Origin of the sequence: Pseudoalteromonas sp. S1609 (assembly GCF_005887255.1) — a bacterium.
Lineage (GTDB): Bacteria > Pseudomonadota > Gammaproteobacteria > Enterobacterales > Alteromonadaceae > Pseudoalteromonas.
The window spans coordinates 1-25,530 of the sequence record NZ_PNDJ01000001.1; the positions used below are offsets into that span (position 1 = coordinate 1).

The following is a 25,530-nucleotide window of genomic DNA, read 5'->3' on the forward strand; positions in this document are numbered from 1 at the left end:
GCAGAACCCTTCGGGCAGCGCCTGTTTGGCATTGATGCTGCGTTATCGCCTATTTATGGGGAATAACCACACCACATAGGCTCTGCCTTGCCTAAATACCAAACAGACTGCTGCAAATTTAACCTTGAAAGATCAACAGACCCTAATTTCTTTTAATCACCATTACCAGCCGTTGCTATTAAGTAACGGCTTTTAAGGATTGTTATGTTAGAAAATATCTCAACAGCAAAAGTGGCTGGTGGCTGGCATAAGCAGTATAGCCATACTTCCTCAAGCACCCATTGCAGCATGCGTTTTGCGGTATTTTTACCACCAGGCGCCAGTGAAAAAAATAAAGTACCAGTACTTTATTGGTTATCAGGATTAACCTGTACCGATGAAAACTTTATGCAAAAAGCAGGCGCGTTTAAAAAAGCGGCAGAGCTAGGCATCGCTATTGTCGCACCTGATACCAGTCCGCGTGGTGAAAACGTTCCTAACGAAGATAGCTACGATTTTGCCCAAGGTGCAGGGTTTTACGTCAATGCAACGCAGGCACCTTACAATACTCATTTTAATATGTACGATTATGTGGTGAAGGAACTACCTGCATTAATAGAGCAACATTTTCCAGTAACAACTAAAAAAGCAATTTCTGGGCATTCTATGGGTGGCCACGGCGCATTAATAATTGCCCTTAAAAATCCTAAAGCTTATACCAGCGCTACAGCATTTAGCCCAATTGTAAACCCGATAGATTGTCCTTGGGGTGTTAAAGCTTTTACTGGCTACTTAGGTACTGATAAATCAGTCTGGGCAGAATATGATAGCTGCGAATTAATGCAACAAGCCAAACAAGCTGATTATTTACCTACGTTGGTTAGCCAAGGTGATGCAGATAACTTTTTAGATGAGCAACTTAAGCCACAAAACTTAGTGACTGTAGCTACACAGAAGGGCTATCCGTTAACACTCGAAATGCAAGCTGGCTACGACCATAGTTACTATTTCATTAGTAGTTTTATAGACCAACACTTATTATTTCATCATCAGTTTTTAACTGCTTAGATTCATTACTGTGTAGAGTAGATTTATCTACTTCTACACATTCTTTTAAGACCTTAGTAACCTGCCTACATTTTCTAATCACACCGTCATCTCCTTTTACTAAACTAAATACTGCAGAGTCTATTTTTAAACCTAGCTCTGCAAAAGAAAATCCGTCCTTATCAACGGGAACTGGCTCAAATGGATTTTCATAAGGAGTAGACCGAGCTGGATTTTTCATCCGCTGATTTTCTTGTGCATTTGAGGCTGCTTGTCCATCCAACATAACGCCAAAAAATGTACAGCCATTAAGCATCAGCAATAGTGATAAAAAAAATATTTTTTTCATGTTTAACCCTTTAGTAGCTTCAACTTTAACTATTTAGTTAATAGAGTAACTCCATTAAAAAAGTAAAACTGTAAAAATCTGTTAGTAAGTGAAAATTGTTTACAACATAATTTATACTAAAGTATTTTATTATCACTCTCGCAAAATGATATAATATAACATACAATTAAACTCGTTTTTTCATCCATACCAAAGCATATTTATGTCATTACCTTTATCTCAAAATCGTTTACACCATATAGACTTACTCCGAGGTCTTATCATTATATTTATGGTGATTGATCACGGCATGTATTATTGTCTAAATTATTCAGTGACCGATCCCATGACCATACCAGGAACAGATGCGCTTACTTTTTTCACTCGTTTTATATCGCACTTTTGTGCGCCATTATTTGTATTTTTAGCGGGCCTTTCAGCTGCGATAACCGAGCATAAATACACTTCCACGCAAGCTTTTTCAAAAAGTTTAATTATACGTGGACTAGTGCTTATATTATTTGAATTTACTATTGTGTCATGGTCTTGGAGCTTTAATCCACTGTTTCCAATGTTATACGCTCAGGTTATTTGGGCGATAGGTTGGGGATTTATTATTCTAGGGCTTTTACGCTTAATCGGTCTGTATGCAATTTTTGCCATGGGCTTAATTTTAGTATTTGGCCATAACTTATTTGATGCCGTCAACTTTGAGCCAAATACAATCGCAAATACGATATGGTCTGTTTTACATCAGAAAAATGTACTCGAACTTCCTTTTAACTTTAAAATTAGAACCACCTACCCCGTAGCTCCTATTGTTGGGTTAATGGCGTTAGCCTATTGTGCAGGTGTTTATTACAAAGCCAAGCAATACAGTAACCGAGTTATGGATTATGGCTTAATTTTGGGTGTAAGCTGCCTAGTTTTATACACGCTTTTGCGTGGCTTTAATCTTTATGGTGACGCGTCAATATTTACGATTAGTGACTCTTATTTACTCACTATAATGTCATTTTTAAACCCGACCAAATACCCACTTTCCCTGCAGTTTATGTTGTTAACCGTTGGTATAGGCCTAATTATGCTTAAACTATTGAGCAAGCTAAAAAGTGATTTTTCGCCAACATTTTTACAAGTATTGGGTAAAACCAGTATGTTTTCGTACTTAGCCCACTTGTATTTACTGCATGCAATAAGTTGGTTACTTATCCCTGTTTTAGGCTTTAGTTTTTCTGATATGACTTATGGCGAAACTCTGGTGGGTTTACCAGCTGGATACGGTATGAGCTATGTTGCAACACTGCTATTTATTGCAGTCGTAATTGGCTTAACAGCCGTTCTTGCCAATTATTATTTAGCATGGAAGCAAAAAAATAAACACAGTTTAATTGCTAAGTATATTTGAACAAACATTAAAAAAGGCGCTATAAAAGCGCCTTGCTAACAAGTATGTGTGCTTAGAACATATCTTGATAGGAATTTGTTGTACTAAATGTAATTGCTTTTTCAAAGCCTGGCATTGTAATGCTGTGCTCATCTAAAACAATCTCATTTTCATCAATTAAACCATCACCAAAACGGTAAATTAGCGAGTATTGACCTAAATCGGCTTGCGTTTGGTAAGTATGCTGTGCATCTTTTACTTGGCTATGTTTTTCAACATAGCTGTTCATCAGTGCATCACCATGGCGTTTAACAAGCATCTGCATGGTTACTTTTGCGCTCAGCACAGTCGCTGTTGCATTATTTCCACCAAAGCCTTTTGAGTTAATAAACGCAATATCCATATCACCACACTCATAGTGGCTATTACGAATATCTAAATGTTCGCTGTAAACATCGTCGGCTACTTTATCAATGGTGGTAATACCTGGCATAATATTATGACTAAATACACCTAACGCAATGGCAAGCTGATCGCCACTAGCAGGCGCAATAGTATGGCCTACATAGGCTTTAGGCGCAGTCACTTTCCAGTTATCAATAGCAAATGTTTGCGCTACTTTATGATAAATTAAAGATTCAGTAACACGATTTTGTGGCGTACTTGAGCCGTGCGCTAAAATAAAGCTACGTTGTTGCAGTGCCTCTTTACCTAACAAGCTAGTAGCAAGTGCTGCTGATTTCGCCATGGTGATGTAGTTGCCAGGCCCAGGTGAGGTAATTGACTTTTTAACTCCATCGGCATTCACAAATACATCCGGCACACTGCCCATAATATCTGCACCGAGTTCCAGAGCCAGTGCATCATCCATTAATATAGCAACCTGAGCCCCCTCACCTAAGGTAAAACCGCAGTTCTCACCAAATGGACGACTACTTTTACGATAATCAGGCTCGTCATCATTGGCTAAATTATCTAAACGGCGCAAACCTTCAATATTAGCCAGCGCACTCATATTACCAAAACCTTCAACCACTTCTGGAGTAATCGCACATTCAACACTGGCAACCACTGCAACACGGGTCCGCCCAGCTTGAATATCGTTAACGGCAGCGCGCAAGTTATATAAAAATGTGGCACATGCGCCTGAAGTTGAAAAAGTTGTCCCTACATTGCCGGTAACATAGGCGTTGATAAAATCGGTCGTCATTGTATTTAAACCCAGCGCTAATTGCTTAGTACTAACACGATCGCCCTGCTGGCGTGCTTTAACTAAACCACCTAAGCCTTTATCATCCATTTGACCAATAACCGAGGCTGAGTAGGTGCCAATTTTGTCAGGCTCTACGCTATTCATAATATATTGCCAATCAAGTCCTGTTGATTTTATTGCATCGGTGGCAGCAAATATGGTCGCTTGTAAACCTCGCGGCTGGTAGCGGCTGTTATACATAATGGCAGGATCAAACCCGGTTGGAAATTGCCCAGCCGACTTAATCGGGTTATCACGGGTTGAGTCATGTTTTACATCTAGCTCAGAAGCAATCGTGACTTTTACTTTTTTATTATCAAGGTCATCTATTTGCCAGTTGCTTGGTAAAGGCGATGGTAAGTCACGACGACGTGTTTCAAACACAATTGAACTATCATCTGAAGCCGTTAAAGTCATTTTTTGCTGCCAAGGTGTGGCATCAACGTCAAAATGTTCTTTTTCAATTTTTCGAATTAATGTACCAGCAATAATTTGCTCACCAAAGCGTGCTTCAATGTCGCTTTGCTCAACATGATTACCTTGGCTGTCTTCAAGTTGGCCGTTTACTGTAGTCACTAAGTTCATTAATGTGGCAAGGCCTAAAAACGTTTCTTGGCGAGCTTGCGCCGCTAAGCTATCTAACACGATACGACGATAACCTTGATGAAAAGAAGTACGGCCAGCGGCATTAATGCCTCCCATGCCTACAATAACGGGTAATGCAGTCATAATTTACCTTTAAAATGCGTGTTATAAGAATATGACATTAGTTTAATTGGATTACAGAGACGTCTTTGTGCTTTAATAGCCAAATAAGCGGCATAAAAGGCCAAAAACAACTGGTCGGAGCATTCACAATGAGCAATAACCCATTAACTCCCCCCATAAATATTGGTATCGCAGTGTTTGAGCATTTGTTGGTAACCAGTCTCACATTACCGATTGAGATGCTGCGTGCGGGTGAGGCTTTTGCTAAAGGCCATAGTGATAAAAATAACTTTAAACCTCTGGCTATTCATTTAGTGGCTAAAAATAGTGATGCCATTAAGACGCGAACTGGACTATCGATTATTCCTGATTGTACTAGCGAAAACTCACCTTATTGCGATTTAGTTATTGTGCCTGGTATTTGGCGTAATCCTCGCCCAGTGATACGCGCTAATCAACAATTAGTCACTTGGCTGATCGAGAGCTTTACCGTAGGAAGTCATATAATTGGAGTAGGCACAGGTAATTGTTTTGTTGCAGAGGCTAGTTTACTTGACGGACATCCCGCTACTACCCATTGGCATTATGCTAAGCAGTTTAAGCATGACTACCCTAATGTAAGTTTGAAACCTGATTTTTTTATCACCCAGTCAGAACGTATGTATACCGTAGCCAGTTTAAATGCACTTGCTGATGTTATCGTACATATTATTAGTCAATATTATGGTAAAGAAGCGGCACAACATGTGGAGCGCAACTTTTCCCATGAAATTCGTAAACCCTATGAAGATCAACGTTACTTAGAGGGAGCAGTAGATAGACACCCAGATGAGCTGATTGCACAAATACAGTTTTGGTTAAAAACCAATCTAGCCAGTGAGCTCAACTTACAGGAGGTTGCGGCTCAATTTAGTCTAAGTTATCGCACCTTTACTCGTCGCTTCAGAAGTGCCACTAACCAAAGCCCAATCGAATATTGGCAACAATTACGAGTAGAAGGCGCCAAAGATTTATTGGCATCTTCTAATTTATCGATTCAAGAAGTTGCTTTAGAGGTTGGCTATAACGACCAAGGGCATTTAACCCGAGTATTTAAAAAAGTTTTACGCCAAACACCCAGCGAATACCGTAAAGTCGTGCGACGAAAATTATTTGGTTAAGTTTTAACTAAACCGTGTTCACTTTTGATGGTTAGCAAAGATTGATATAGCCTTGATTAGATTTTTTTATATATATAAATTATAGTATTACGCATGAAGCGTGGTGAAATTAATACAGGGAGATAGCTGATGGATAAACTTACCAATCTGCTTGTCGATCAACAAAGCAACGCATCCATTGAGGCTAAACTAGCTGACTTACTCGCGTTAGTTCGCAAACATTTAGATATGGATGTTGCTTTTATATCTGAATTTATTAACGATGAGCGGGTTTTTAAAGTGGTCGATAATCCCTCTGAAAACCAAATTGTTAAAGTGGGTAATGCCGATCCCATTAAGGAAACGTATTGTCAAAAAATCACCGATGACAAGCTTAGTCCTATTATTACTAATACCTACGCAAACCCAATAACCAAGGCTATGCCCGTAACCGAAAAGTTAGGTATAGGCGCTTATATCGGTGTACCTATCAACCTGTCAAACGGTAAATTATACGGTACTTTTTGTTGTTATAAATCACACCATGATGAGAGCTTGAACGATCGCGATTTATCGTTTTTAAATATTATTTCGGAAATAGCGACTGGCTTAATTGAAAAAAACTTATCAAAAAGTATATCGCGTAATCACGCCAAGTCAGCTATTGAGCAAATTATTAGCGATAATGATATTAGTATCTACTTTCAACCTATTTTTAGTTTAAAAAATAATAAAGTTGCAGGTTTTGAATCACTTGCTCGATTTTTTACTACACCTTATAAAACCCCTGATGTATGGTTTAAAGAAGCAAAAAAGGTTGGCTTAAATGAAGCATTAGAAATGCTAGCCATTAAAAATGCAGTCACCAACATAGCCAAATTTAATAATTCAACTTACATTGCTATTAATTGCTCACCATCGCATATCCTAAGCGGTGCACTTGAAAATACATTACAAAACATTGACTGCACTAGGCTAGTATTAGAAATTACTGAGCATTCACCAATTTCCGACTACGAAAAAATGCGGACAGCACTTACCCCACTCAGAAAAAGAGGGCTTCGCTTAGCTATTGATGATGTAGGCGCAGGCTTTTCATCATTTCAGCATATTTTAGAGCTTGAAGCCGATATTATTAAATTAGATATTAGCCTCACACAAAATATAAACACTGATGATCGTAAGTTTTTGCTAGCAAAAGCACTGTGTGGGTTTGCAAAAGCAATCGACTGCACCATCGTTGCCGAAGGAATTGAAACTGAAGAAGAACTCAACTCGTTAAGAAAGCTCAATGTAGATAGTGTGCAAGGTTATTTTATTGGCCGCCCTGCAGCAATTAACGATGCACTTAGTTTGCTAAACGCAACTCTACCAGCATGAAAAACGCCACTATTTAGTGGCGTTCGCTATCTGTACTGTCTTTTCGGTAATAACGTTTGTGATAACTTTTTACTTTAGCATGCACACCTTTGCTGAGGCTTTTAAACTTAGCTTCGAGCACATCAACACCATATAAAATACCAACCACCAATATAGAAAGCTTAATTGCAGCACCTAAGTTTTCGGTTGCGATCATCACCCCAATAGACGCAAGCACCCAAATAGTGGCCGCAGAGGTAACCCCTACCACTGCACCGTCTTTTGCTAGCATAACGCCTGCGCCTAAAAAACCAATACCCGTGATTATTTGCCCCACTACACGAGAATGATCAATCACATCTCCTTGTAAATTAAACGCCGTAGATAAAAACAAATATGTACCTAACGTTATTAATGCTGATGTGCGAATACCCACAGGTTTACCGCGCAATTGACGCTCTATACCAATAATAGCGCCACAAAAAGCGGCGGTGCCAATAGCTGCCCATGAGTATGGCGCTACATCGATAAAATCTAAAAATGTCACTTAATATCCTAATCTATTTTACTTTACCAATAGCAACTGCCGTTCTGAGCCTTTGACTACCAAATGCCGACATTTTACTAAAGTCGCTACGTGCAATTGGTACGTACTGACAATCTATTGCTAGCTGGTTATCTTTTCCAGGCTCGCAAAATGGGTCATGTACGTAAACACAATGTGCATCTAAATGGGTTACACACACCCAGTGCGGTGATTTTTTACCATCAAACCGATACGTACTAATTAACAGCAACACACTAAACCCCTGACTCAACCAGTTTTCTATGTCAGTTAATTCAACATCTTTTTGTGTAACTGAAATATTTGCCGCTGCAATACCCTCAACAAACTGTTGATGAACCGTGGCCAATACTGATTTTTTGTTATCACTGCGAACCCCATCTAAAAATAATGGTTCAGATGTATTAACAATTACCTCACTTGTAAAACCGCGTTTATTTGCAGCCAGTGCCAAGCCAAACGGGTGACACCCACCATGTCCAGAGGTCATAAAAATCGTGGTGCCTTCACGCCACAAAGCTAATTCATGTGACTGACTCAGCTCTGTGTTTGAGTCAAGAGCAGCCATTGCCATTAATAACGCAGCAGGACCACAGGTAAACTCGGTGGTTTGCTGATACCATGGCGTTAAACGCTCAACCTGCAACTCACTGGTTTGGCGAATATTTTTTTGCATCCGTAAGGCATCACTGTGATCGTCATAATAATCACTGTATTGACCAAATACGCGATACCCCACACTTTTATAAAGCCCAATGGCGCTGTCGTTATTTACTGCAACTTCTAGGCGCAAATAAATACGTCCACGCTCACTGGTCGCTTTTTCAAGCGCATTGAGTAATTTTTTGGCTATGCCCTTGCCATGCATCGTTGGTAATACGGCCAATGAGTACAAACGTGCTAAACGCGTGCCTTTATGGCACCACACTAAGCCATAGCCATATAATTGCGCATTTTGCTCAGCAACTAATAAAATCCCATGTTTAGCACTGAGCCAGCGCTTTAAACTACGCGCACTTAGCTTATCGTTACTAAAGCAAGTATTTTCAAGCGCCACCAACGCCTTTAAGTCAGCGGTTATTGCAGGGCGAATAACTAGCTTGGTCGCCACTGTTACTTTTTCAGCCAAAGCAATAGGCATTAGCCGCGGCCTCGTGCTTCTAAACGCTGTTTAAACTCATCCATAATGATCATGTATAGCTCGTCACCTAAGTAACCATCTTCTACTTTGTGATCAATACTCGGGTTGTCGTTTACTTCCAATACATACGCACGACCTTGGTGCTCTTTTACATCTACACCATATAAACCTTTACCCACTGTTTTACAGGCCTTTAAAGCAGCGTCTAATACTACTTTTGGTAACTCAAAGGTTGGTAGAGTTTCAAAGCCACCGGAAAAAAACCGTTTTGCGTCATGGTTGTATATTTGCCAATGGTTACGCGCCATTAAATAACGACATGCATAAATGGCGCGGCCATTAAGTACACCTACGCGCCAATCGTATTCGGTGTACATGTATTCTTGTGCCAATACCAGTGCGCTATATTCAAACAGCTCGGTTAGTTTAGCTTCAAGCTCATCGCGGTTTACAACTTTAAACACCCCTTTTGAAAACGACCCTTCTGGCATTTTTAAAACCAGCGGATAGGTAAATGCTGCTTCTAATTGCTCAAGCATTTGCACTGATTGATCAGCCACAACTAGCGTTTTTAAACTTGGTACTTTTTGATAGTTAAATGCATCATGTAAGTACACTTTATTACAACAACGTAAAATAGATTCAGCATCGTCAATTACCACCAACCCTAAACTCTGTGCTTTACTTGCAAGGCGGTAGGTTGGATGGTCAATTGCTGTAGTTTGGCGAATAAATAACGCATCAAACTGGGCAATATTGTCTATTTCCTCAAAGCTAAGTGCTTTTGCGTTAATACCATGTTTCGCTGCTGCTTTTATAAAACGGGCTATTGCATCTTTATCACTTGGCGGTACTTTTTCGTTATGATCAACCAATATCGCCATATCCCAACGAAAACGGCGCTCTACTTTACCAATACGCCATTGCGTTTGGGTAAACTCATTTAGCTTTTCAATAAACGCAGCATATTGTTGCTCACTTAATGAGGTTAAAGAGCCTTGTTGCAATATACCTTGCTGATCGACAAATAAAATAGGCGCTGGGTATTGTTTAAATATCGATTTAGCCGCTTTACTTTGTAATTCGTTAAGAGCATTACCAAAATAAACTGCGCCATCAATTTGCCCAGTATTTAAAGTAGGTGCTTGGCCGCTTCTAAGCGCGTTTATTGTTTTAACGCTTGGTAATACTTGGTGTTTGCGGGCTTCTGCAAGCAATGAACAATAATAACCCTTACTCAAGTATTGGCTTGAGTCGCATAAATTAATAATGCGGGTTTTAGGTTCGTTGCGTTTTGGGTAGTCACGTAAGTAGGTGTTAAACGTAATGACATTTTCAAATGAAAGAGCAAGTGCTTGCTCGTTGTTATCAACCACTATTAAGGTTTTAAACACGACTTTTCCTAGTTAAGTCAAAATATAAAAATCCCTGGCTAGTTAGCTCAGGTAGTTAAACAGCAAATAGAAACACCTATCGCACTAAGTGCAGCAAATAGCAAATCACTTAATACGATAGGTGCTTTAACGAATATCTACTATAAACGTTAGCGCTTAAATTGCTTAAGCGACATGTGATTTATAAGGCCTTTTTTACATACACACAAACGAGATATTTTTAGCGTGAAGATAAAAATTTTTGATGAACTTTTTTATTGTTAATTTGTGTTTTAAAATAGCCAAAATTTACCACTAAAAGTGATCATTATGTCTCTTCCCGCTTGCCCTAAGTGCCAATGTGAATACGTTTACGAAGACCAACAACTGCTTATATGCCCAGAATGTGCCTATGAATGGAATCCAAATAATACAAGCGATGAAGACGCTATTTTGGTAAAAGATGCAAACGGCACTTTACTAGCCGATGGTGACAAAATAACCGTTGCGAAAGATTTAAAAATTAAAGGCAGTTCTCAGGTTATAAAAATTGGCACGAAAGCGGTAGTTAGACGTGTGCTTGATAAAAAAGATCACCAACTAGATTGTAAAGTCGATGGCATTGGCGAAATGATGGTAACGGCTAAGTTTGTGAAAAAAGCCTGAAATTACAAAAACTCACTTGTAAAAATTAACACAAAGCAATAACGCTTAACTGCTAATTTTTTAGCTCTTTAGATAGCGCAGCTAATGTTTGATCGTAAGCATTCTGATTAAAGTTACTCGAGTGTGGGTTCATAAAACCATGTAAGTATTCAACACGCTTTGCGCTAACATTAGCCTTTGTTGCCAGTTCAATGTGTAGTGATTTAACATCAAAGTGCGGCTCATAATGCGGAAATATGAGTTCAATCTCAAATTGTGGTTGTATATCTGTATGGTGCCTAATTTGCGAGCTGTAAAAACAAATGCCCTTAGCTATCGTTTTAATCGCCGGGTGTGCAGACATTGACCAAATTGCCGATGCGCCAACACTAAAACCTATCAATATAGTGTTGTCAGCGAGTGGTTTAATCGCTTTTTGTAAAATAGCTACATACTCATCAAGGCCAATATGCTGACTAAAATACTCATAGGCCTGCTGTTCACTGTTAAATGCCATATTAACCCCGCCATAGGGATCGACAATAGACTGAGCGTTTAGTTTTTCAGCTAATGCTTTTAAAGCCGCTGTATTACCAAAAATATCACTGACCAATACTAAGTTCATAAACGGCTCATCTTTAATTTTATTCTATAAGTTTTAGGCAATTATTTAACAAAGAGGCCTACGAGATGCTGCGCCTCTGAGTAAGAGACAAATACAAACTACATTTAAAGTACTTCAACCACGTAATAACTATGTTTTACATCACCGATAGTTAAACTAACTTCATCATCGACTTGTTTACCTAATAACTGTTGCCCTAAAGGGGCACCAGAGGTAAGTACTTGAATAGTTGTGCCTTTAATATCAACGGTTAATCCACCAGCTGCTGGGCCTAAATAAAACCATTTTTGTGTGCTGGCATCGTCTTCTAAACATACCAATGAGCTTATAGCGATAGTGTCTGTAACGGGTTCGTTGTATATGGCTTCAAATAGTTGTATTTCTTTATAGCACTCATTAACTCGCTCTGCATGGCCTTGTGCTAAATAGGCAGCTTCAAGCCCAAGGGTATCGTATTGGGTCTCTGCAATACTTTCTTCATGGGTAGCGGTATCGTGAGCTGTTTGAGCTGCAATTTTAGCAGTGTTTAGTTGCTCATCTAAGGCAAACCGCAGGTGCTCAGTAACATGGGCTTTAATCATTTGGAGAATTCACTCAATTCGATAAAATAATTTGTTATTTTATACCAATCTGCTTGGATATGGGACCTATTTTAACGATAAGAAAATTGCTCTATAACTAGGCAAAATTTTTGACATCTAGTTGTTCTAAATGAAAAAATGTTAACAACGTTATAGGGGAATTTAATTCGTTAAATTGTTCAAATATTTATGCAGGTTGGTATTAGCATTGTTGCCACATCGAACACTATCCCTTTGCTGTGTAACAACAATGCTAATTTAAGGCTATGGCATATCCATTAATGCCTGCGTTTGCTGATCCACTTGCTTATCGTAGTTTTTAGCACTTAACCCAAGTAGCTCAGGTAATGTAGCAGCAATACAAATAGACGACAGCGTGCCTACGACTATTCCTGCAAACAAAGCAATGGCAAACCCCTGCAGCGGCGTGCCAGCTAACAGCCAAACACTTGCCACCGTAGCTAGCGTAGTTCCTGAGGTAATAAGCGTACGAGTTAAGGTGCTTTTAATAGCACTGTTGATAATACTGCTTGGTTTGAGTGTGATGTTTGTTGGTATGCGTAATAGCTCACGTACCCTATCACCCACTATTATTGAGTCATTTAGGGAGTAGCCAATTATTGCCAATAAACTGGCTAAAACGGTTAGATTAAACTCTATTTGTAACCACGAAAATAAGCCAACCACCAGCACTAAATCATGTAATAAAGCCACCACAGAGCCTAATGCCAAACGCCACTCAAACCGAACAGCTAAATAAATCATTACCGCTACCATAGCAGCAAATAAGGCTAAGCAGCCTTGCTCAAATAATTCATCACCCACTTGAGAGCCAATATAAGCCGATGATAAAACCTCAGCATTTATAGTTGGGTTTTGGCTAATCGCGGTTTTCCAAGCATCATTATTAGCTTCCTCACTTGGCGCTTGCGTTAATTGAAAATGATTATTGCCCTGTGCTGTTAGTTCAAATTCACCTTGATGGTTTTTAGCAATAAATTGCTCAAGCTGTTTTAGTTCAACACCTTGGCTGGTGGTAAATTCTGTTAAATAACCACCCGTAAAATCAAGGCCAAAATTAAGCCCTTTTTGTGCAATGGTGAATACCGATAACAACACAAACATGGCACTTATAAGCAAGCCTATATAACGCATACGTGACCCTGTCTCACATTTAAAAAAAGTGTTAAGCATGCGCGTTTACTCCTGCTTTTTTACCCAGCTTTAAATATAAGCTTTGGCTTAAATATTTCGATACATACACACCAGTAAACACCGATGTAATAAGGCCGAGCGCCAGCGTTATCGCAAAGCCTTTTACAGGGCCATAACCTATGCCATATAAAATAATCGCGGTGATCATGGTGGTAATATTGGCATCTAAAATCGTATTCGCAGCTTGTTTATAGCCCTCTTGTATCGCTTGATACGGGGGGCGACCTTTGCGACGCTCTTCTTTTATGCGCTCAAATATAATCACGTTAGTATCAACCGCCATTCCTATAGTTAATACTAAGCCTGCTATCCCTGGAAGAGTTAAAACCACCCCAGGTAATAACGACATTAGCCCCACTAAAGAGGTTAAGTTTAAAATTAACGCAACATTTGCAATAAGCCCTAAACGGCGGTACCACAGTGCCATAAACGCAAGCGTTAAACCCATGCCTAACATTAGCGCTGCTAATCCATTATTAATATTGTCTTGGCCAAGGCTTGGACCAATAGTTTGCTCATGCACTATAGTTACGGGCGCAGTGAGTGATCCTGCGCGTAGTAATAGCGCTAAATCGGCAGCCGCTTGTTGGCTTTGCATATTGGTTATACTAAAACGCGAGCTTAAATGCTGGGCAATGTTCGCTACATTAATAACTTCGCTTTTTTTAACCACTTCACCTTTGGCATTTTGTGAATACTCTGAATAGAGCGTTGCCATAGGTTTACCTATATTCGCCTTTGAAAAAGCCGACATAGCATCGCCACCTTGGCTATCTAAGCTCAGTTGTACCAAAGGTTTACCCCAATCATCACGCCCTATATTAGCGTTATTAATATGCTCACCGGTAAATATAGGTACAGGGTCAAGCTTTATGGTCCCTCCCGATTGCAGATTAAACGTTTGCCCGCCTCTCTCTTTAAGTTGATAAAACCCCAATGACGCGGTTGCACCAATTATGCGTTTTGCTTCAGCCGGATCTTGCACGCCAGGTAGCTCAATACGAATGCGCTGCTTACCTTGGCGCTGCGTAACAGCCTCGGTTATGCCGAGCTCTTCAATGCGTGAGCGAAGTGTGGTGAGTGTTTGGCTCATCACTTCTTTATCAAATGCGCTGCGCCCTTGCTCAGAATAGCTAATTTTAACGACCTGTAAGTTGCCATTAGTTGATGTGGTTGTAGTGAGGTTTTCAAAACGGCTTTTAAGCTCTTTTATGACAACTGTTAGCTTATCGCCAGCATTCTCAAGCGCACTTATTTCAAAGCCCTGATTAGTCTGCTTCGCTTTAACGCCATAGGCTTTTTGCTTAACAATAATGGCTTTTGTTTGTTGATATGCACTGAGCAATTGCTCATCAATGGCTTTATTTAAATCAACATCAAGTACAAACAATACCCCGCCGTTTAAATCAAGACCCAGCTTTATAGGCGATAAGCCAAACTCTTGTAACCAAATAGGGCTGGTTGCATGTTCAACAATTTTAACCTGTGTATTTGGAAAGTTTGATTTTAAAGCCGCCTGAGCTTGGGCACTTTGTGTAGGTGTATTTAAAAGTACATTAATATTTGCTTGGTCTTTTAAACTTTCACTCACTTCAAAACCTTGGCTATTTAAAAAGCTAACTAGGTTTTCAGTACTTGGCATTACTTGCGTTTTAACATCAGAAGCTGCACTAATCTGCAACCATGACTTATTCGGATATAAATTAGGTAAGGCGCTTATTGCTAGTAAAACCAATACAATCAACATGGCTACATAGCTTAATTTAAATTTAGCCTTAAATTGCTTTTTATCTTTTTTTAGACTTAACATAGTTATTCCTTATTACTCGGCATAGCCCAGTAACGTACCTATTAGGCACAATTAATCTGCAGGTCAAAACGCGAAGCGTTAAAACCAATTAAATTAAATAAGAAACATTAAGCGTGGTAGGTGGTTACAGCGGTGTATAACAGGTTAGCGTCTTTCCAGCCGCTCAAGCGCGACTTTTTACTTTTAAATACCCAGGTATACCAAGGCTGACTTATGTTGACTGCTTGCGGTCGCAAAAAAATATGCCTACACCCATTTAGGGCAAAAAACTCATGCACTACATCGTATTCAGGATCGCCCTGCGCACTGTGTAAAAATAAAAATGAGTTATTGGCTGTTAGCCTAGGTTGATGCGCATCAAAATCAGAATGCTTTGAGTTTTTATGCTGTAAATCGCCAAGCGATTTTGTAGGTACGGAAATGTTAGTTAAATGGTCAACATTAATAACATCGCTATAACCGCTTTGGTTACTGTTTAATTCGTGCTTTACGCCCATAGCATGGCTTTGCACACTAAAGAGTGCAGCAAAAAACAAGCAAGTAGCTAAAAAAACGCGAAATTTAAACATTGGTCATTTAAAAACTAAAATAAAGGATAGCTAGTATATAAGGGCAGCTAATTAAAATACAATAGCCGTTCTTAAGCTAATTCATTTATATAAAAACAAATACTGAGATCCTCGATGCGCTCCAGACAAAGTTCAGTAAAACGCCCCGACGCCATGAATTTAAAACAAAGCATTCAAACTCTTTGGCCTTATATCACTAAATTTAAAGGCCGTGTGCTGATTGCCATATTAGCGCTAGTCGGTGCTAAAGGCGCGACATTACTCATGCCATGGGCTTTAAAAGAAATAATTGATTCGGTTGATAAATCAATTAACCCACTACTGCTCGTTCCTACTTTATTACTCGTTATGTACGGCGCATTGCGCTTTGCTAGCGTATTTTTGGGTGAAGTACGCGATGCGGTATTTTCGCGAGTCACCGAGCATGCCATGCGAGATATTGGACTTAAAGTGTTTAAACATTTGCACTCATTAGATTTAGCCTTTCATTTAGACAGGCAAACTGGCGGCATAAGTCGAGACATAGAGCGCGGCACCAGTGGCTTAAGCTTTTTAATGCGTTTTTTAATGTTTAATATTGTGCCCACGTTGTTTGAAATAATGACTGTGGCGATTATTTTTGGCAGCTTGTTTTCTATTTGGTTTGCGCTGATCACCCTATTGGCTGTGGCTATTTATATTTTTTTTACCGTGACGGTTACCCAATGGCGAAACCGCTTTATTCGTGAGTCAAACGCTGCTGATAATCAAAGTAACACCCGTGCCATCGACAGTCTATTAAATTACGAAACCGTAAAATACTTTAATAATGAACAGCATGAAGCCCAAACTTACGACACATTTTTAGCAACCTGGGAACAAGCACGATTAAAAAACAGACTCTCGTTACTGGCGCTTAATTCAGGGCAAGCACTGATCATTGCATGTGCCATAACCGCATTAATGTGGCTTGGCGCCAATGAAGTGGTTACCGGCGAGTTAACGATTGGTGAGCTGGTAATGATCAATGCGTATATGATCCAATTATTTTTACCGCTTAACTTTTTGGGATTTGTGTACCGTGAAATACGCCGTGCCCTTACCGACCTTGAAAACATGCTAGGGTTATTAAATACCTCACCCAAAGTAGCAGATAGCGAAACCGCGCAACCATTAGCACTCAAAAATGGGGCAATTAGCTTTGAAAATGTCAGCTTTAGCTACGATAGTAAACGCCCTATTCTTAAGAACGTTAGCTTTAATGTGAACCCTGGTGCTAAGGTAGCGGTTGTAGGTGCTAGTGGCGCAGGTAAAAGCTCGTTAGCCCGCTTGCTATATCGTTTTTATGAACTTTCATCGGGCGCTATAAAAATTGATAATCAAGCCATAAACACGGTCACCTTGGCAAGTTTGCGTAAAGCTATTGCCATAGTGCCGCAAGATACTGTGTTATTTAATACCAGTATACGCGAAAATATTCACTACGGCAGACCCAGCGCCAGTGAAGATGAAGTAAACAAAGCTATAAACATGGCGCATCTAACAGACTTTATTAATAGCCTAGATATAGGCGATAAAACCTTAGTAGGTGAACGCGGACTAAAAGTCTCTGGTGGCGAAAAACAACGTATTGCTATTGCTCGCGCTATTTTAAAACAATCACCAATTTTAATTTTTGACGAAGCCACTTCCGCGCTCGACTCACAATCTGAACAAGCCATATTAAACGCTATGCAAGAGGTTGCCTCTAACCACACAAGTATTGTTATTGCGCATCGCTTATCAACAATTACCGATGCCGATACTATTATCGTGCTTAAGGCGGGGGAAGTAGTAGAGCAAGGTAAACATAATGAATTACTCATGCAAAATGGTGAATATGCGCATATGTGGACCTTGCAACAAAAACAGTCAAAGGCGCAATAAACTAAGCCTCTCGAGTACGATTGAAGTATCTGAGTGCTTTTTTGCTATTTTGCTAGTATTTCATTTATCTTATCGACCGGTACGGTTATTCACCTCAAAAGGTTTGTTTGCAGTGAAGTTATCAATACAATCAAGTAGCTATTTTTATAACAAAAATATATAACGAATTAAATAACGTGAATTCATAGGGGAAAGTAATGAAAAAAAGTTTAATTGCAGCGGCACTCGCCGCTACATTTATTACCGGCTGTTCTGAGCCACAAACAACAAAAACTGAGCAAGTAGCAGCAGTTGCAGAAAAACCACAAGCAACAGAGCAAGCCGAATTAGGCACGTTTGGAGTTGATTTAACTGCGCGTAACGAAGCTGTAAAGCCAGGCGACGATTTCTTCATGTACGCCAGTGGTTCATGGTACGACAACTACGAAATGCCAGCAGATAAAACCCGCTACGGTGCATTCTCTGCGCTAGCTGAGCGCAGTGAAGATCGCGTTAAAGAAATTATTGAAGACATTGCAGCACGTGAAAACTTAAACGCCGAAGAGCAACTGGTCGCTGACTTTTATAATTCGTACATGGATACCGAGACACTTAATAAACTTGGTATAACGCCAATTAAGCCGTTGCTTAACGACATCAATTCGGTTGCCTCTACTGATGATTTGGCAAAAGTATTTGGCCAATCTTGGCTTACGGGTGTAAGTGCACCACTTGGCGGCGGTATGTGGTTTAACCGTTTAGATCCCAATAAATACGAAATGTCATTAGGTGCAGGTGGCTTAGGCTTACCCGATCGCTCATACTACCTTGAAGATGCAGAACGTTTTGTAAAAACTCGTGAAGCGTATGTGGCACATATTGCCGATATGCTTAAATTTGCAGGGGTTGATAATACCACAGAGCGTGCACAAGCGATTTTAGCGCTTGAAACCAAAATTGCAGAAGGTCATTGGCCTCGTGAAAAACGCCGTAATCGTGATTTAACCCTAAACCAAGTAAAACGCGACGAGTTAAGTACACAATACCCAGGATTTAACTGGGATTTATACTTTGCGCAAACAGGTTATAAAGTACCACAATTAAACTTATCGCAGCCTGAACCTGTTAAAGCCATGATTGACTTAATCAATAACGAAGATTTAAGCGTATGGAAAGACTACCTAACGTATCATGCAATTAATGGTAACGCTGGGCTGTTGTCTGAAGAGATATTTAACACCAACTTTGCTTTTTATGGAAAAGAGTTAAATGGTCAACAAGAGCCACGTCCACGCTGGAAACGCGCTATCAGCCAAATGTCAGGCACTAGCTCATTAGGCTTTGCAATTGGTAAAATTTACGTAGCTCGTTATTTCCCTGAGTCATCTAAGCAACAAATGTCTGAGCTAGTTGAAAACTTACGCACAGCCCTTGGTGAGCGTATTGATAACTTAGATTGGATGGGTGCAGAAACAAAAGTGAACGCGCGTGCAAAATTAGCGGCATTTGTACCAAAAATTGGTTACCCAGATGAATGGCAATCATATGAAGGCTTAAGCATTAGCAACAATGATTTAATGACTAATGTAAAAAATATGCGTGAGTTTTTCCAGGCTGAAAGTGTAGAAAAAGAGCTGAAAAAGACCGATCGTAATCGTTGGGGCATGACACCACAACGTGTTAACGCTTACTACAATAGTTCATTTAACGAAATTGTATTCCCTGCCGCTATATTACAACCACCGTTTTTCGATCCAAATGCAGATCCAGCAGTAAACTACGGTGGCATTGGCGCTGTAATTGGCCATGAGATGGGCCATGGCTTTGATGATCAAGGCTCAAAATCTGACGCTAACGGCATACAACGTAATTGGTGGACTGATGAAGATCGTGCTGCTTTTGATGCCAAAGCTGACAAACTGGCAGCTCAGTACAGCAAATACGAACCAATTCCAGGTAACTTTGTAAATGGCCGCAACAGCTTAGGTGAAAATATTGGTGATGTGGGTGGTTTAGCCATGGCTTATCATGCTTACAAACTAAGCCTAAATGGTAAAGAAGCACCGGTAATTGATGGTGTAACCGGCGATCAACGTTTCTTCTTAGCATGGGCACAAGTATGGAAAGAAAAACGTACTGAGCAAAGCATGTTAAACCAATTACGTGGTGGTACTCACGCACCAGGTCGCTTTAGAGCACAAGCACCTCGTAACCACGACGCTTGGTATAAAGCATTTGATGTAAAACCAGGTGATGAGTTGTACCTACCAGAAGAAGAACGCGTTCGTATTTGGTAATACCCTGACAACCGTTCATCGTTTGTAACAAATAAACAGCCCGCTTATGCGGGTTGTTTTATTTTTGGCTACTAACAATACTTACTAGCCCTGCCCGGCATTTACCTTTAGAATATGGGCTTGCAAATTTTATCAATTATTTATACATATTAAGGCGAAACGCAGATGGGAAGAGCTTACCAAAACAAAAAAGATTCAATGGCTAAAACTGCGGGTGCTAAAACTAAAGTTTATTCAAAATACGGTAAAGAAATTTATATTTGTGCTAAAAATGGCGGTGTTGATCCAGACGGAAACCTAGCACTACGTCGTTTAATTGAACGTGCTAAAAAAGACCAAGTACCGGCTCACGTAATTGAACGCGCCATTGATAAAGCTAAAGGCGGCGGCGGTGAAGACTATGCAGCCACGCGTTATGAAGGTTACGGCCCAGGTAATTGCATGATTATTGTTGATTGTTTAACCGACAACAACAAACGTACTTTTGCTGATGTACGTGTATGTTTTACCAAAGCAAACGCTAAAATTGGCGCACAAAATTCGGTATCACACTTATTTGATCATCTTGCTATTTTTGTATTTGACGGTGACGACGATGAAACCGTACTTGAAGCGCTGATGATGGCAGATGTGGATGTTACCGACGTTGAAGTAGAAGACGGCAAAGTAACCGTATTTGCACCGCACACTGAATACAACAATACCCGCACAGCACTTGAAGAAATGGGTGTGACAGAATTTGACGAAGACTTAATTGCCTTTGTACCTCAAGTTGAAGCCCCTATTGAAGGCGAAGACGTTGAAGTTATGGAGCGCTTTTTAGCCATGCTTGAAGATTGTGACGACGTACAAAACGTTTACCACAACGCTCAATTTTAATCGTTAAGCAAATAATCTGAGCTCTGGATAGTAAATCTATCTTCAGCGACAACTCCGTTGAGTTTACTTGCGATAGGTTATGTTTAAAGGCCGACTTAGTTGGCCTTTTTGTTATTTGTAGAATGGATTAGTTAATTAATAACCCCTCACAACTAGGGTCTGTTGGCTTTTATAGTTGTATGCGACCATGAATCTTGTGGCCACAATCTAAAACTACAGACTATTTTTGTTTTTTAAACGGGTAAATTTGTTGCTTTAACATACCTACAGGCATGTAGTCCCCGACAACACCATATTCTTTAGGCCACTCTGCTTGGCCTTTTACCGCAGTACCAAATAAATAATCTAAAAACGAGAAATGGGCTGCATAATTTCGATCAATGGCAGCTTTATCGGATGCGTGATGCCAATGGTGAAACTGCGGAGTTACCATAAAATATTTTAACCACCCAAATTTTACATTCACGTTTGCATGATTAAATACGGCTTGAAAACCAACAATAATTACATATAAGCTGATTATTTGCTGTGAAAACCCCAGCACAAATATAGGGGTTAGCACTAAACTACGGGTGATCAGTATTTCTAAAATATGCTGACGGGAGCCCGCTAGCCAATCCATTTCTTTGGCACTGTGATGCACACCATGAAATCGCCACATAAATGGCACTTCGTGATAAGCACGATGCGTCCAATACTGCATTAAATCAGCCACCAAAATAATTAAAAATAGCTGTAGTATAAACGGCATTTGCGCTATGTAAGCTTGCAGTGTGCTCGAAACCGCCCAACCAAAACCATAATGCACAAAATGATTAGTAACCAGTAATACAAAACCCACTATTAAGTGATTAACAAAGAAGTGGTTTAAATCCCCGCGCCATTCACTACGAAGTATTTTTTGCTCTTTTCGATGCGGAAGTAGTTTTTCAATTAAAATAAAAATTAAGGTAGAGCCTAGTAAGTCTAATATAAACCAATCTAGGCCAATATAAGGAGTGTTATCTGCAAAGTCATTCACTTCAACATTCGGGCCACCAAAGCTAATGGCCAGTATAATAAAAAACCACGCAATGGCACCCAAACGCTTATTCGTATTTCGTACAAAATTAAGTAACCCTAAGCTACCGGAAATAATAAGAGCAACAAACATGAGCTGACGTAAAAAGTCGACGCTATAGCTTTTGCGTAATTCTGGAGTCGTTAAATATTCCGGCCAGTGGAATGCAAGCACTCCTAAGCAACTTAATATCGCTAAAAAGCAAGCAATATAACCACTGATATTACCCTCACCAATTTGCAGGTGGCTGGTACGAAATAAGCGGCGGAGTATATGACTAAGTATTGAATTATCCTTTTTCAATTTTTCGCTAGAATAGAATATTCGCTACTAAATGCTAAAAGCCTAAGATTATTTTCCCTTACAAATAGAAACTACTCATTAATTACTACCATTCGGATATTTTGTACAAAAAAGTAGAGTAGTTGTTTTAATTTGAATTTGGCTGTTGACCTAACATGTATTATTAAGTAACATTTCTTTATATTATATTTTTAAAGGAATAAAAATGTCATCATCATTTTCTATTAGTAATCTTCCATACAATTTACCAAACAACTTAAATGAGCAACTCAGAATACTTTCAAATATAGTTAAAATACCTTTCTCCTTAGTCAAAGATGGTGGTCAAAATGAAGTGGAGGCTATATGTGGTGCAATTCTTTACAGGCACTTAGACCGTCATCAAAAAATAGAAGCAATGACTTTAATTAGATCCGTACCAAATGGGGCGTTAAAAGCGAAGCTTATATCAATAGCTGTTGAGCCTACATTCGTTAATAAGGATTGGGGGATATGGTCTTTTACAACGGAAGAACTTATAGCTGATCAGTATTTTCATAGTCAAGTTGATAACTTTGCATCATATATTGGTGTTGGAGCCTCGGCTTTAAGTGGAAAGGATTTATTAGTAAAGCTTTGGAGTAATAGAAAAGTGACCAAAGGTGGAGTCGTTACTCTCGTCATTTGGGGTACTGTATTATTTAATAAATCAGAGCTATCAAAAGTAAATAATGAAATTCAACGTCGAAGCTCAATTAGAACAATAAACATTCAACCTTAATCATGAAAATTTTTACTGCTCACATACTATTAACATTTTGTATGACCATGTTGATGCTTCTAGCGTGGAATTTTACAATGAATAATCTCCAAGAAGACATTGTATTTTTTAGTTCGTTAGTGGTTATTTTTATTTACTTAAATTATCTGTCTTGTTTAAAGACAGAAGAGAATAAGCCAATAAAATGAGTGTAAGAATCCTAATAGCTTTATTTCTTAGCATTTTTTATCTCGATAATGCATACGCTAAATGTAACTATAACTCTCACAAAGTACCTTTATATTCTGAACAAATAACTTCAGAAAAAACATCATATAATTTGAGTATTTGGCCATTAAGAGAAAATAGGCTTTTGGAAAGTGATATTGATCTTAGTAATAAACCAGTATCAATCTACAAAAGCATTTTAAATTCATATCAAAAAAACACTTTAGAAGATATGCTTTTTTATGAGACTGAAGTTATGACTGATATAAAAATATTACATGGACACCAAAGGATAATTAAAGCGGTATTTCAGCAAAGCGATACTTTCGATTTATTTTTAATTCAAATCAATAGCAACTTGAATAATTATTTTTTGAAAACAATTATATCGACAAATATCAAATCTGCGAATATATCAAAAGTTATGAATGAGTTAACCAAAATCTCAGCTCAAATTAAAAATGTTTGCGATAATAAAAATGAATAAACTACTTAATTTACTCATTTATCTATTTATATTTATTGCAATGACTTATCACTGGTTTTCATCTTCAGCTGATACTAGGCAAGCTATGTTTTATGGACTCGTAAGTGTATTTCCAATTTTAGTATGTCGAATTCTTTTTAAGATATGGAAAAAATAGCCTTATATATTTCTTTTTAGGTTTTAGCATTTATTCCTCTAAGCTTACATTTAGGTTCACGACAACAAAAAAAGCCACGCAGTGCGTGGCTTGGCTGGATAAAGTAAAATTTAACTACACGGAAAAATTATAAATAAGCACCCAGCGCTTTAACTTGATCTAACATGCGGTTTGAGAAACCCCATTCGTTGTCGTACCACGCCATTACTTTAACTAATTTACCATCAGCACGCGTTTGCGTTGCGTCAAAAATAGATGATGCTGGGTTATGGTTAAAGTCGATAGAAACAAGCGGCAGCTCATTGTACTCTAAAATACCTTTCATAGAGCCAAACGCAGCATCTTTAACTACTTGGTTAATTTCTTCAATACTTGTGTCACGCTTAGCAATAAATGTTAAATCAACTAACGACACATTAATGGTTGGTACACGTACCGCCATGCCATCTAGTTTACCGGCAAGTTCAGGCAGAACTAATCCAACCGCTTTTGCAGCACCCGTTTTAGTTGGGATCATAGATTGAGTCGCACTACGCGCGCGGTATAAATCTGGGTGGTATACGTCAGATAAGTTTTGATCGTTGGTGTAAGCATGAATGGTGGTCATACTACCTTGTTCAATTCCTACTGTGTCGTTAATCGCTTTTGCAACAGGCGCTAAACAGTTGGTTGTACATGAAGCATTAGAAATAATGTTGCTATCGGCATTAATTACATCGCTATTTACACCATGTACTACCGTTGCATCCATATCAGTACCAGGAGCCGATACCACTACTTTTTTAGCGCCTGCTTCAATGTGCTTGTTAGCTGCTTCGCGAGAAGTAAATAAACCCGTACATTCAAGTACGATATCAACGTTTAGTGCTTTCCACGGTAAATTAGCAGGATCACGTTCTTGCGTTAGCGTGATCACATCATCGCCAATTAGCATGGTGTTGTCTTTTAGCGTTACTTGCTGTGAAAAACGACCGTGTACTGAGTCAAACTGAGTCAGATGAGCATTTACATTGGCTGGGGCTAAATCGTTAATAGCCACAATTTTAATTTCATTATTTTGCGCTGATTCGTACAGTGCACGCAATACATTACGACCGATACGGCCGTAGCCATTAATTGCTACATTAATCATTTTTGACTCCTATTAACTTCACATGCTTGCCGAGCAAGCGTTTCAATGGCTTGCCAGTCTTTATTTTCAATAAGTTGTTTATCTAACATCCACGTACCACCTACACAAATAACATTGTTAAGTGCTAAGTAATCAGGCGCAGTAGCTAAACTAATGCCACCGGTTGGACAAAAAGTAATATCAGGTAATGGGCCACCAATCGACTTTATCATCGCAGTTCCGCCTGCGGCTTCAGCAGGAAAAAACTTTAAAAATTTAAAGCCATGTGCTGCCAAGTTCATCACTTCGCTTGGGGTAGCTGCACCGGGTAAAAAAGGGATAGTTGACTCTTTTGCCAATGCTAACAGTTCATCACTTACACCAGGGCTCACCATAAAGTCAGCGCCCGCTTCTACTGATGCGTTAAAGCTTGCTTTATCAACCACCGTGCCAGTGCCCACATATGCCTCTGGTACTTCAGCTTTCATTAGCTTTACAGCTTGTGCAGCAATTGGTGTACGCAGTGTAATTTCAAGTGCTTTTAAGCCACCGTTATATAACGCTCTTGCAAGTGGTGCAGCATCTTCTAATTTTTCGATTACCACCACTGGCACAACGGGTGCCGATGCTAAGATTTTTTCAATACTCATTACTTGTTCCTC

The 25,530-nt window shown here is 39.3% G+C and carries 23 protein-coding genes; 10 read left to right on the forward strand and 13 right to left on the reverse strand.

Annotated elements, in window-relative coordinates:
* Positions 1-204 precede the first annotated feature (204 nt).
* Positions 205-1,047 (forward strand): S-formylglutathione hydrolase, encoded by an 843-nt coding sequence (gene fghA / locus CWB76_RS00005; RefSeq protein ID WP_138604829.1) that lies wholly within the window; start codon positions 205-207, stop codon positions 1,045-1,047.
* On the opposite strand, the gene CWB76_RS00010 is transcribed toward fghA, so the two are convergent.
* Positions 1,001-1,375: a hypothetical protein gene (locus tag CWB76_RS00010; RefSeq protein ID WP_010389876.1), complete on the reverse strand. Its 375-nt coding sequence runs from the start codon at positions 1,373-1,375 to the stop codon at positions 1,001-1,003. The two genes, fghA and CWB76_RS00010, sit on opposite strands and share 47 nt — an antisense overlap.
* 202 nt (positions 1,376-1,577) lie before the next feature.
* Here CWB76_RS00010 and CWB76_RS00015 point away from each other — a divergent pair, with 202 nt between their 5' ends.
* Positions 1,578-2,762: an acetyltransferase domain-containing protein gene (locus CWB76_RS00015; RefSeq protein WP_138604830.1), complete on the forward strand. Its 1,185-nt coding sequence runs from the start codon at positions 1,578-1,580 to the stop codon at positions 2,760-2,762.
* 52 nt (positions 2,763-2,814) lie between these two features.
* Here CWB76_RS00015 and CWB76_RS00020 read toward each other — a convergent pair whose 3' ends face one another.
* Positions 2,815-4,722, reverse strand: a complete 1,908-nt coding sequence (locus CWB76_RS00020; protein WP_138604831.1) for a beta-ketoacyl synthase — start codon at positions 4,720-4,722, stop codon at positions 2,815-2,817.
* Positions 4,723-4,850: 128 nt separating this feature from the next.
* Here CWB76_RS00020 and CWB76_RS00025 point away from each other — a divergent pair, with 128 nt between their 5' ends.
* Both CWB76_RS00025 and CWB76_RS00030 read left to right on the forward strand, forming a co-directional pair.
* Positions 4,851-5,861, forward strand: coding sequence for a GlxA family transcriptional regulator (locus CWB76_RS00025; protein ID WP_021033106.1), 1,011 nt, complete (start codon positions 4,851-4,853; stop codon positions 5,859-5,861).
* Positions 5,862-5,990: 129 nt separating this feature from the next.
* On the forward strand, positions 5,991-7,220 hold the full coding sequence (locus CWB76_RS00030) for a sensor domain-containing phosphodiesterase (RefSeq protein ID WP_138604832.1): 1,230 nt from the start codon (positions 5,991-5,993) through the stop codon (positions 7,218-7,220).
* Between the two features lie 13 nt (positions 7,221-7,233).
* Here the strand turns inward: CWB76_RS00030 and CWB76_RS00035 are convergent, their stop codons facing one another.
* From CWB76_RS00035 to CWB76_RS00045, 3 genes are read right to left on the reverse strand one after another with little or no spacing between them, the layout of a single operon-like run.
* Positions 7,234-7,746: an MgtC/SapB family protein gene (locus CWB76_RS00035; RefSeq protein ID WP_138604833.1), complete on the reverse strand. Its 513-nt coding sequence runs from the start codon at positions 7,744-7,746 to the stop codon at positions 7,234-7,236.
* A gap of 13 nt (positions 7,747-7,759) precedes the next feature.
* Complete coding sequence (locus CWB76_RS00040) at positions 7,760-8,905, reverse strand: GNAT family N-acetyltransferase/peptidase C39 family protein (protein ID WP_138604834.1); 1,146 nt, start codon at positions 8,903-8,905, stop codon at positions 7,760-7,762.
* The gene (locus tag CWB76_RS00045) at positions 8,905-10,299 is read right to left on the reverse strand and encodes a RimK family ATP-grasp domain-containing protein (protein ID WP_138604835.1); all 1,395 of its coding nucleotides are present in this window, start codon (positions 10,297-10,299) and stop codon (positions 8,905-8,907) included. Before CWB76_RS00045 ends, CWB76_RS00040 begins: the two co-directional genes overlap by 1 nt.
* A 309-nt stretch (positions 10,300-10,608) precedes the next feature.
* Between CWB76_RS00045 and CWB76_RS00050 the strand changes: the two genes are divergently transcribed.
* Positions 10,609-10,944, forward strand: coding sequence for a zinc ribbon domain-containing protein YjdM (locus CWB76_RS00050; RefSeq protein ID WP_138604836.1), 336 nt, complete (start codon positions 10,609-10,611; stop codon positions 10,942-10,944).
* Positions 10,945-10,996: 52 nt separating this feature from the next.
* On the opposite strand, the gene CWB76_RS00055 is transcribed toward CWB76_RS00050, so the two are convergent.
* From CWB76_RS00055 to CWB76_RS00075, 5 genes are all read right to left on the reverse strand, one after another.
* The gene (locus CWB76_RS00055) at positions 10,997-11,548 is read right to left on the reverse strand and encodes a dienelactone hydrolase family protein (RefSeq protein WP_138604837.1); all 552 of its coding nucleotides are present in this window, start codon (positions 11,546-11,548) and stop codon (positions 10,997-10,999) included.
* A 104-nt stretch (positions 11,549-11,652) separates the two neighbouring features.
* A complete protein-coding gene (locus CWB76_RS00060; RefSeq protein WP_138604838.1) occupies positions 11,653-12,129 on the reverse strand; it encodes a GreA/GreB family elongation factor in 477 nt (158 codons plus the stop codon).
* A 264-nt stretch (positions 12,130-12,393) separates the two neighbouring features.
* On the reverse strand, positions 12,394-13,323 hold the full coding sequence (gene secF / locus CWB76_RS00065; protein WP_138604839.1) for a protein translocase subunit SecF: 930 nt from the start codon (positions 13,321-13,323) through the stop codon (positions 12,394-12,396).
* Positions 13,316-15,154 (reverse strand): protein translocase subunit SecD, encoded by a 1,839-nt coding sequence (secD, locus tag CWB76_RS00070; RefSeq protein ID WP_138604840.1) that lies wholly within the window; start codon positions 15,152-15,154, stop codon positions 13,316-13,318. Before secD ends, secF begins: the two co-directional genes overlap by 8 nt.
* A 107-nt stretch (positions 15,155-15,261) precedes the next feature.
* Positions 15,262-15,723 (reverse strand): hypothetical protein, encoded by a 462-nt coding sequence (locus CWB76_RS00075; protein WP_138604841.1) that lies wholly within the window; start codon positions 15,721-15,723, stop codon positions 15,262-15,264.
* Positions 15,724-15,837: 114 nt separating this feature from the next.
* On the opposite strand from CWB76_RS00075, the gene CWB76_RS00080 reads away from it, so the two are divergent.
* The 3 genes from CWB76_RS00080 (at position 15,838) to CWB76_RS00090 (ending at position 20,783) form a co-directional block, all read left to right on the forward strand.
* Entirely contained in the window at positions 15,838-17,628 is a 1,791-nt protein-coding gene (locus tag CWB76_RS00080) for an ABCB family ABC transporter ATP-binding protein/permease (RefSeq protein WP_171039577.1), read from the forward strand.
* Positions 17,629-17,825: 197 nt separating this feature from the next.
* Positions 17,826-19,904 (forward strand): M13 family metallopeptidase, encoded by a 2,079-nt coding sequence (locus CWB76_RS00085; protein ID WP_138604842.1) that lies wholly within the window; start codon positions 17,826-17,828, stop codon positions 19,902-19,904.
* A 165-nt stretch (positions 19,905-20,069) separates the two neighbouring features.
* Entirely contained in the window at positions 20,070-20,783 is a 714-nt protein-coding gene (locus CWB76_RS00090) for a YebC/PmpR family DNA-binding transcriptional regulator (protein ID WP_008110544.1), read from the forward strand.
* A gap of 220 nt (positions 20,784-21,003) precedes the next feature.
* Here the strand turns inward: CWB76_RS00090 and CWB76_RS00095 are convergent, their stop codons facing one another.
* Positions 21,004-22,146: a sterol desaturase family protein gene (locus CWB76_RS00095; protein ID WP_249363142.1), complete on the reverse strand. Its 1,143-nt coding sequence runs from the start codon at positions 22,144-22,146 to the stop codon at positions 21,004-21,006.
* A 205-nt stretch (positions 22,147-22,351) separates the two neighbouring features.
* Here CWB76_RS00095 and CWB76_RS00100 point away from each other — a divergent pair, with 205 nt between their 5' ends.
* The gene (locus CWB76_RS00100; RefSeq protein WP_138604843.1) at positions 22,352-22,906 is read left to right on the forward strand and encodes a hypothetical protein; all 555 of its coding nucleotides are present in this window, start codon (positions 22,352-22,354) and stop codon (positions 22,904-22,906) included.
* A gap of 184 nt (positions 22,907-23,090) precedes the next feature.
* Entirely contained in the window at positions 23,091-23,600 is a 510-nt protein-coding gene (locus CWB76_RS00105) for a hypothetical protein (RefSeq protein WP_138604844.1), read from the forward strand.
* Positions 23,601-23,884: 284 nt separating this feature from the next.
* On the opposite strand, the gene gap is transcribed toward CWB76_RS00105, so the two are convergent.
* Together gap and eda are read right to left on the reverse strand one after the other, a co-directional pair.
* Positions 23,885-24,889 carry a type I glyceraldehyde-3-phosphate dehydrogenase gene (gene gap, locus CWB76_RS00110; RefSeq protein ID WP_008110546.1) on the reverse strand — a complete coding sequence of 335 codons (1,005 nt, stop codon included), beginning with the start codon at positions 24,887-24,889 and terminating at the stop codon, positions 23,885-23,887.
* Entirely contained in the window at positions 24,886-25,518 is a 633-nt protein-coding gene (eda, locus tag CWB76_RS00115) for a bifunctional 4-hydroxy-2-oxoglutarate aldolase/2-dehydro-3-deoxy-phosphogluconate aldolase (protein WP_138604845.1), read from the reverse strand. Before eda ends, gap begins: the two co-directional genes overlap by 4 nt.
* Positions 25,519-25,530 lie beyond the last annotated feature (12 nt).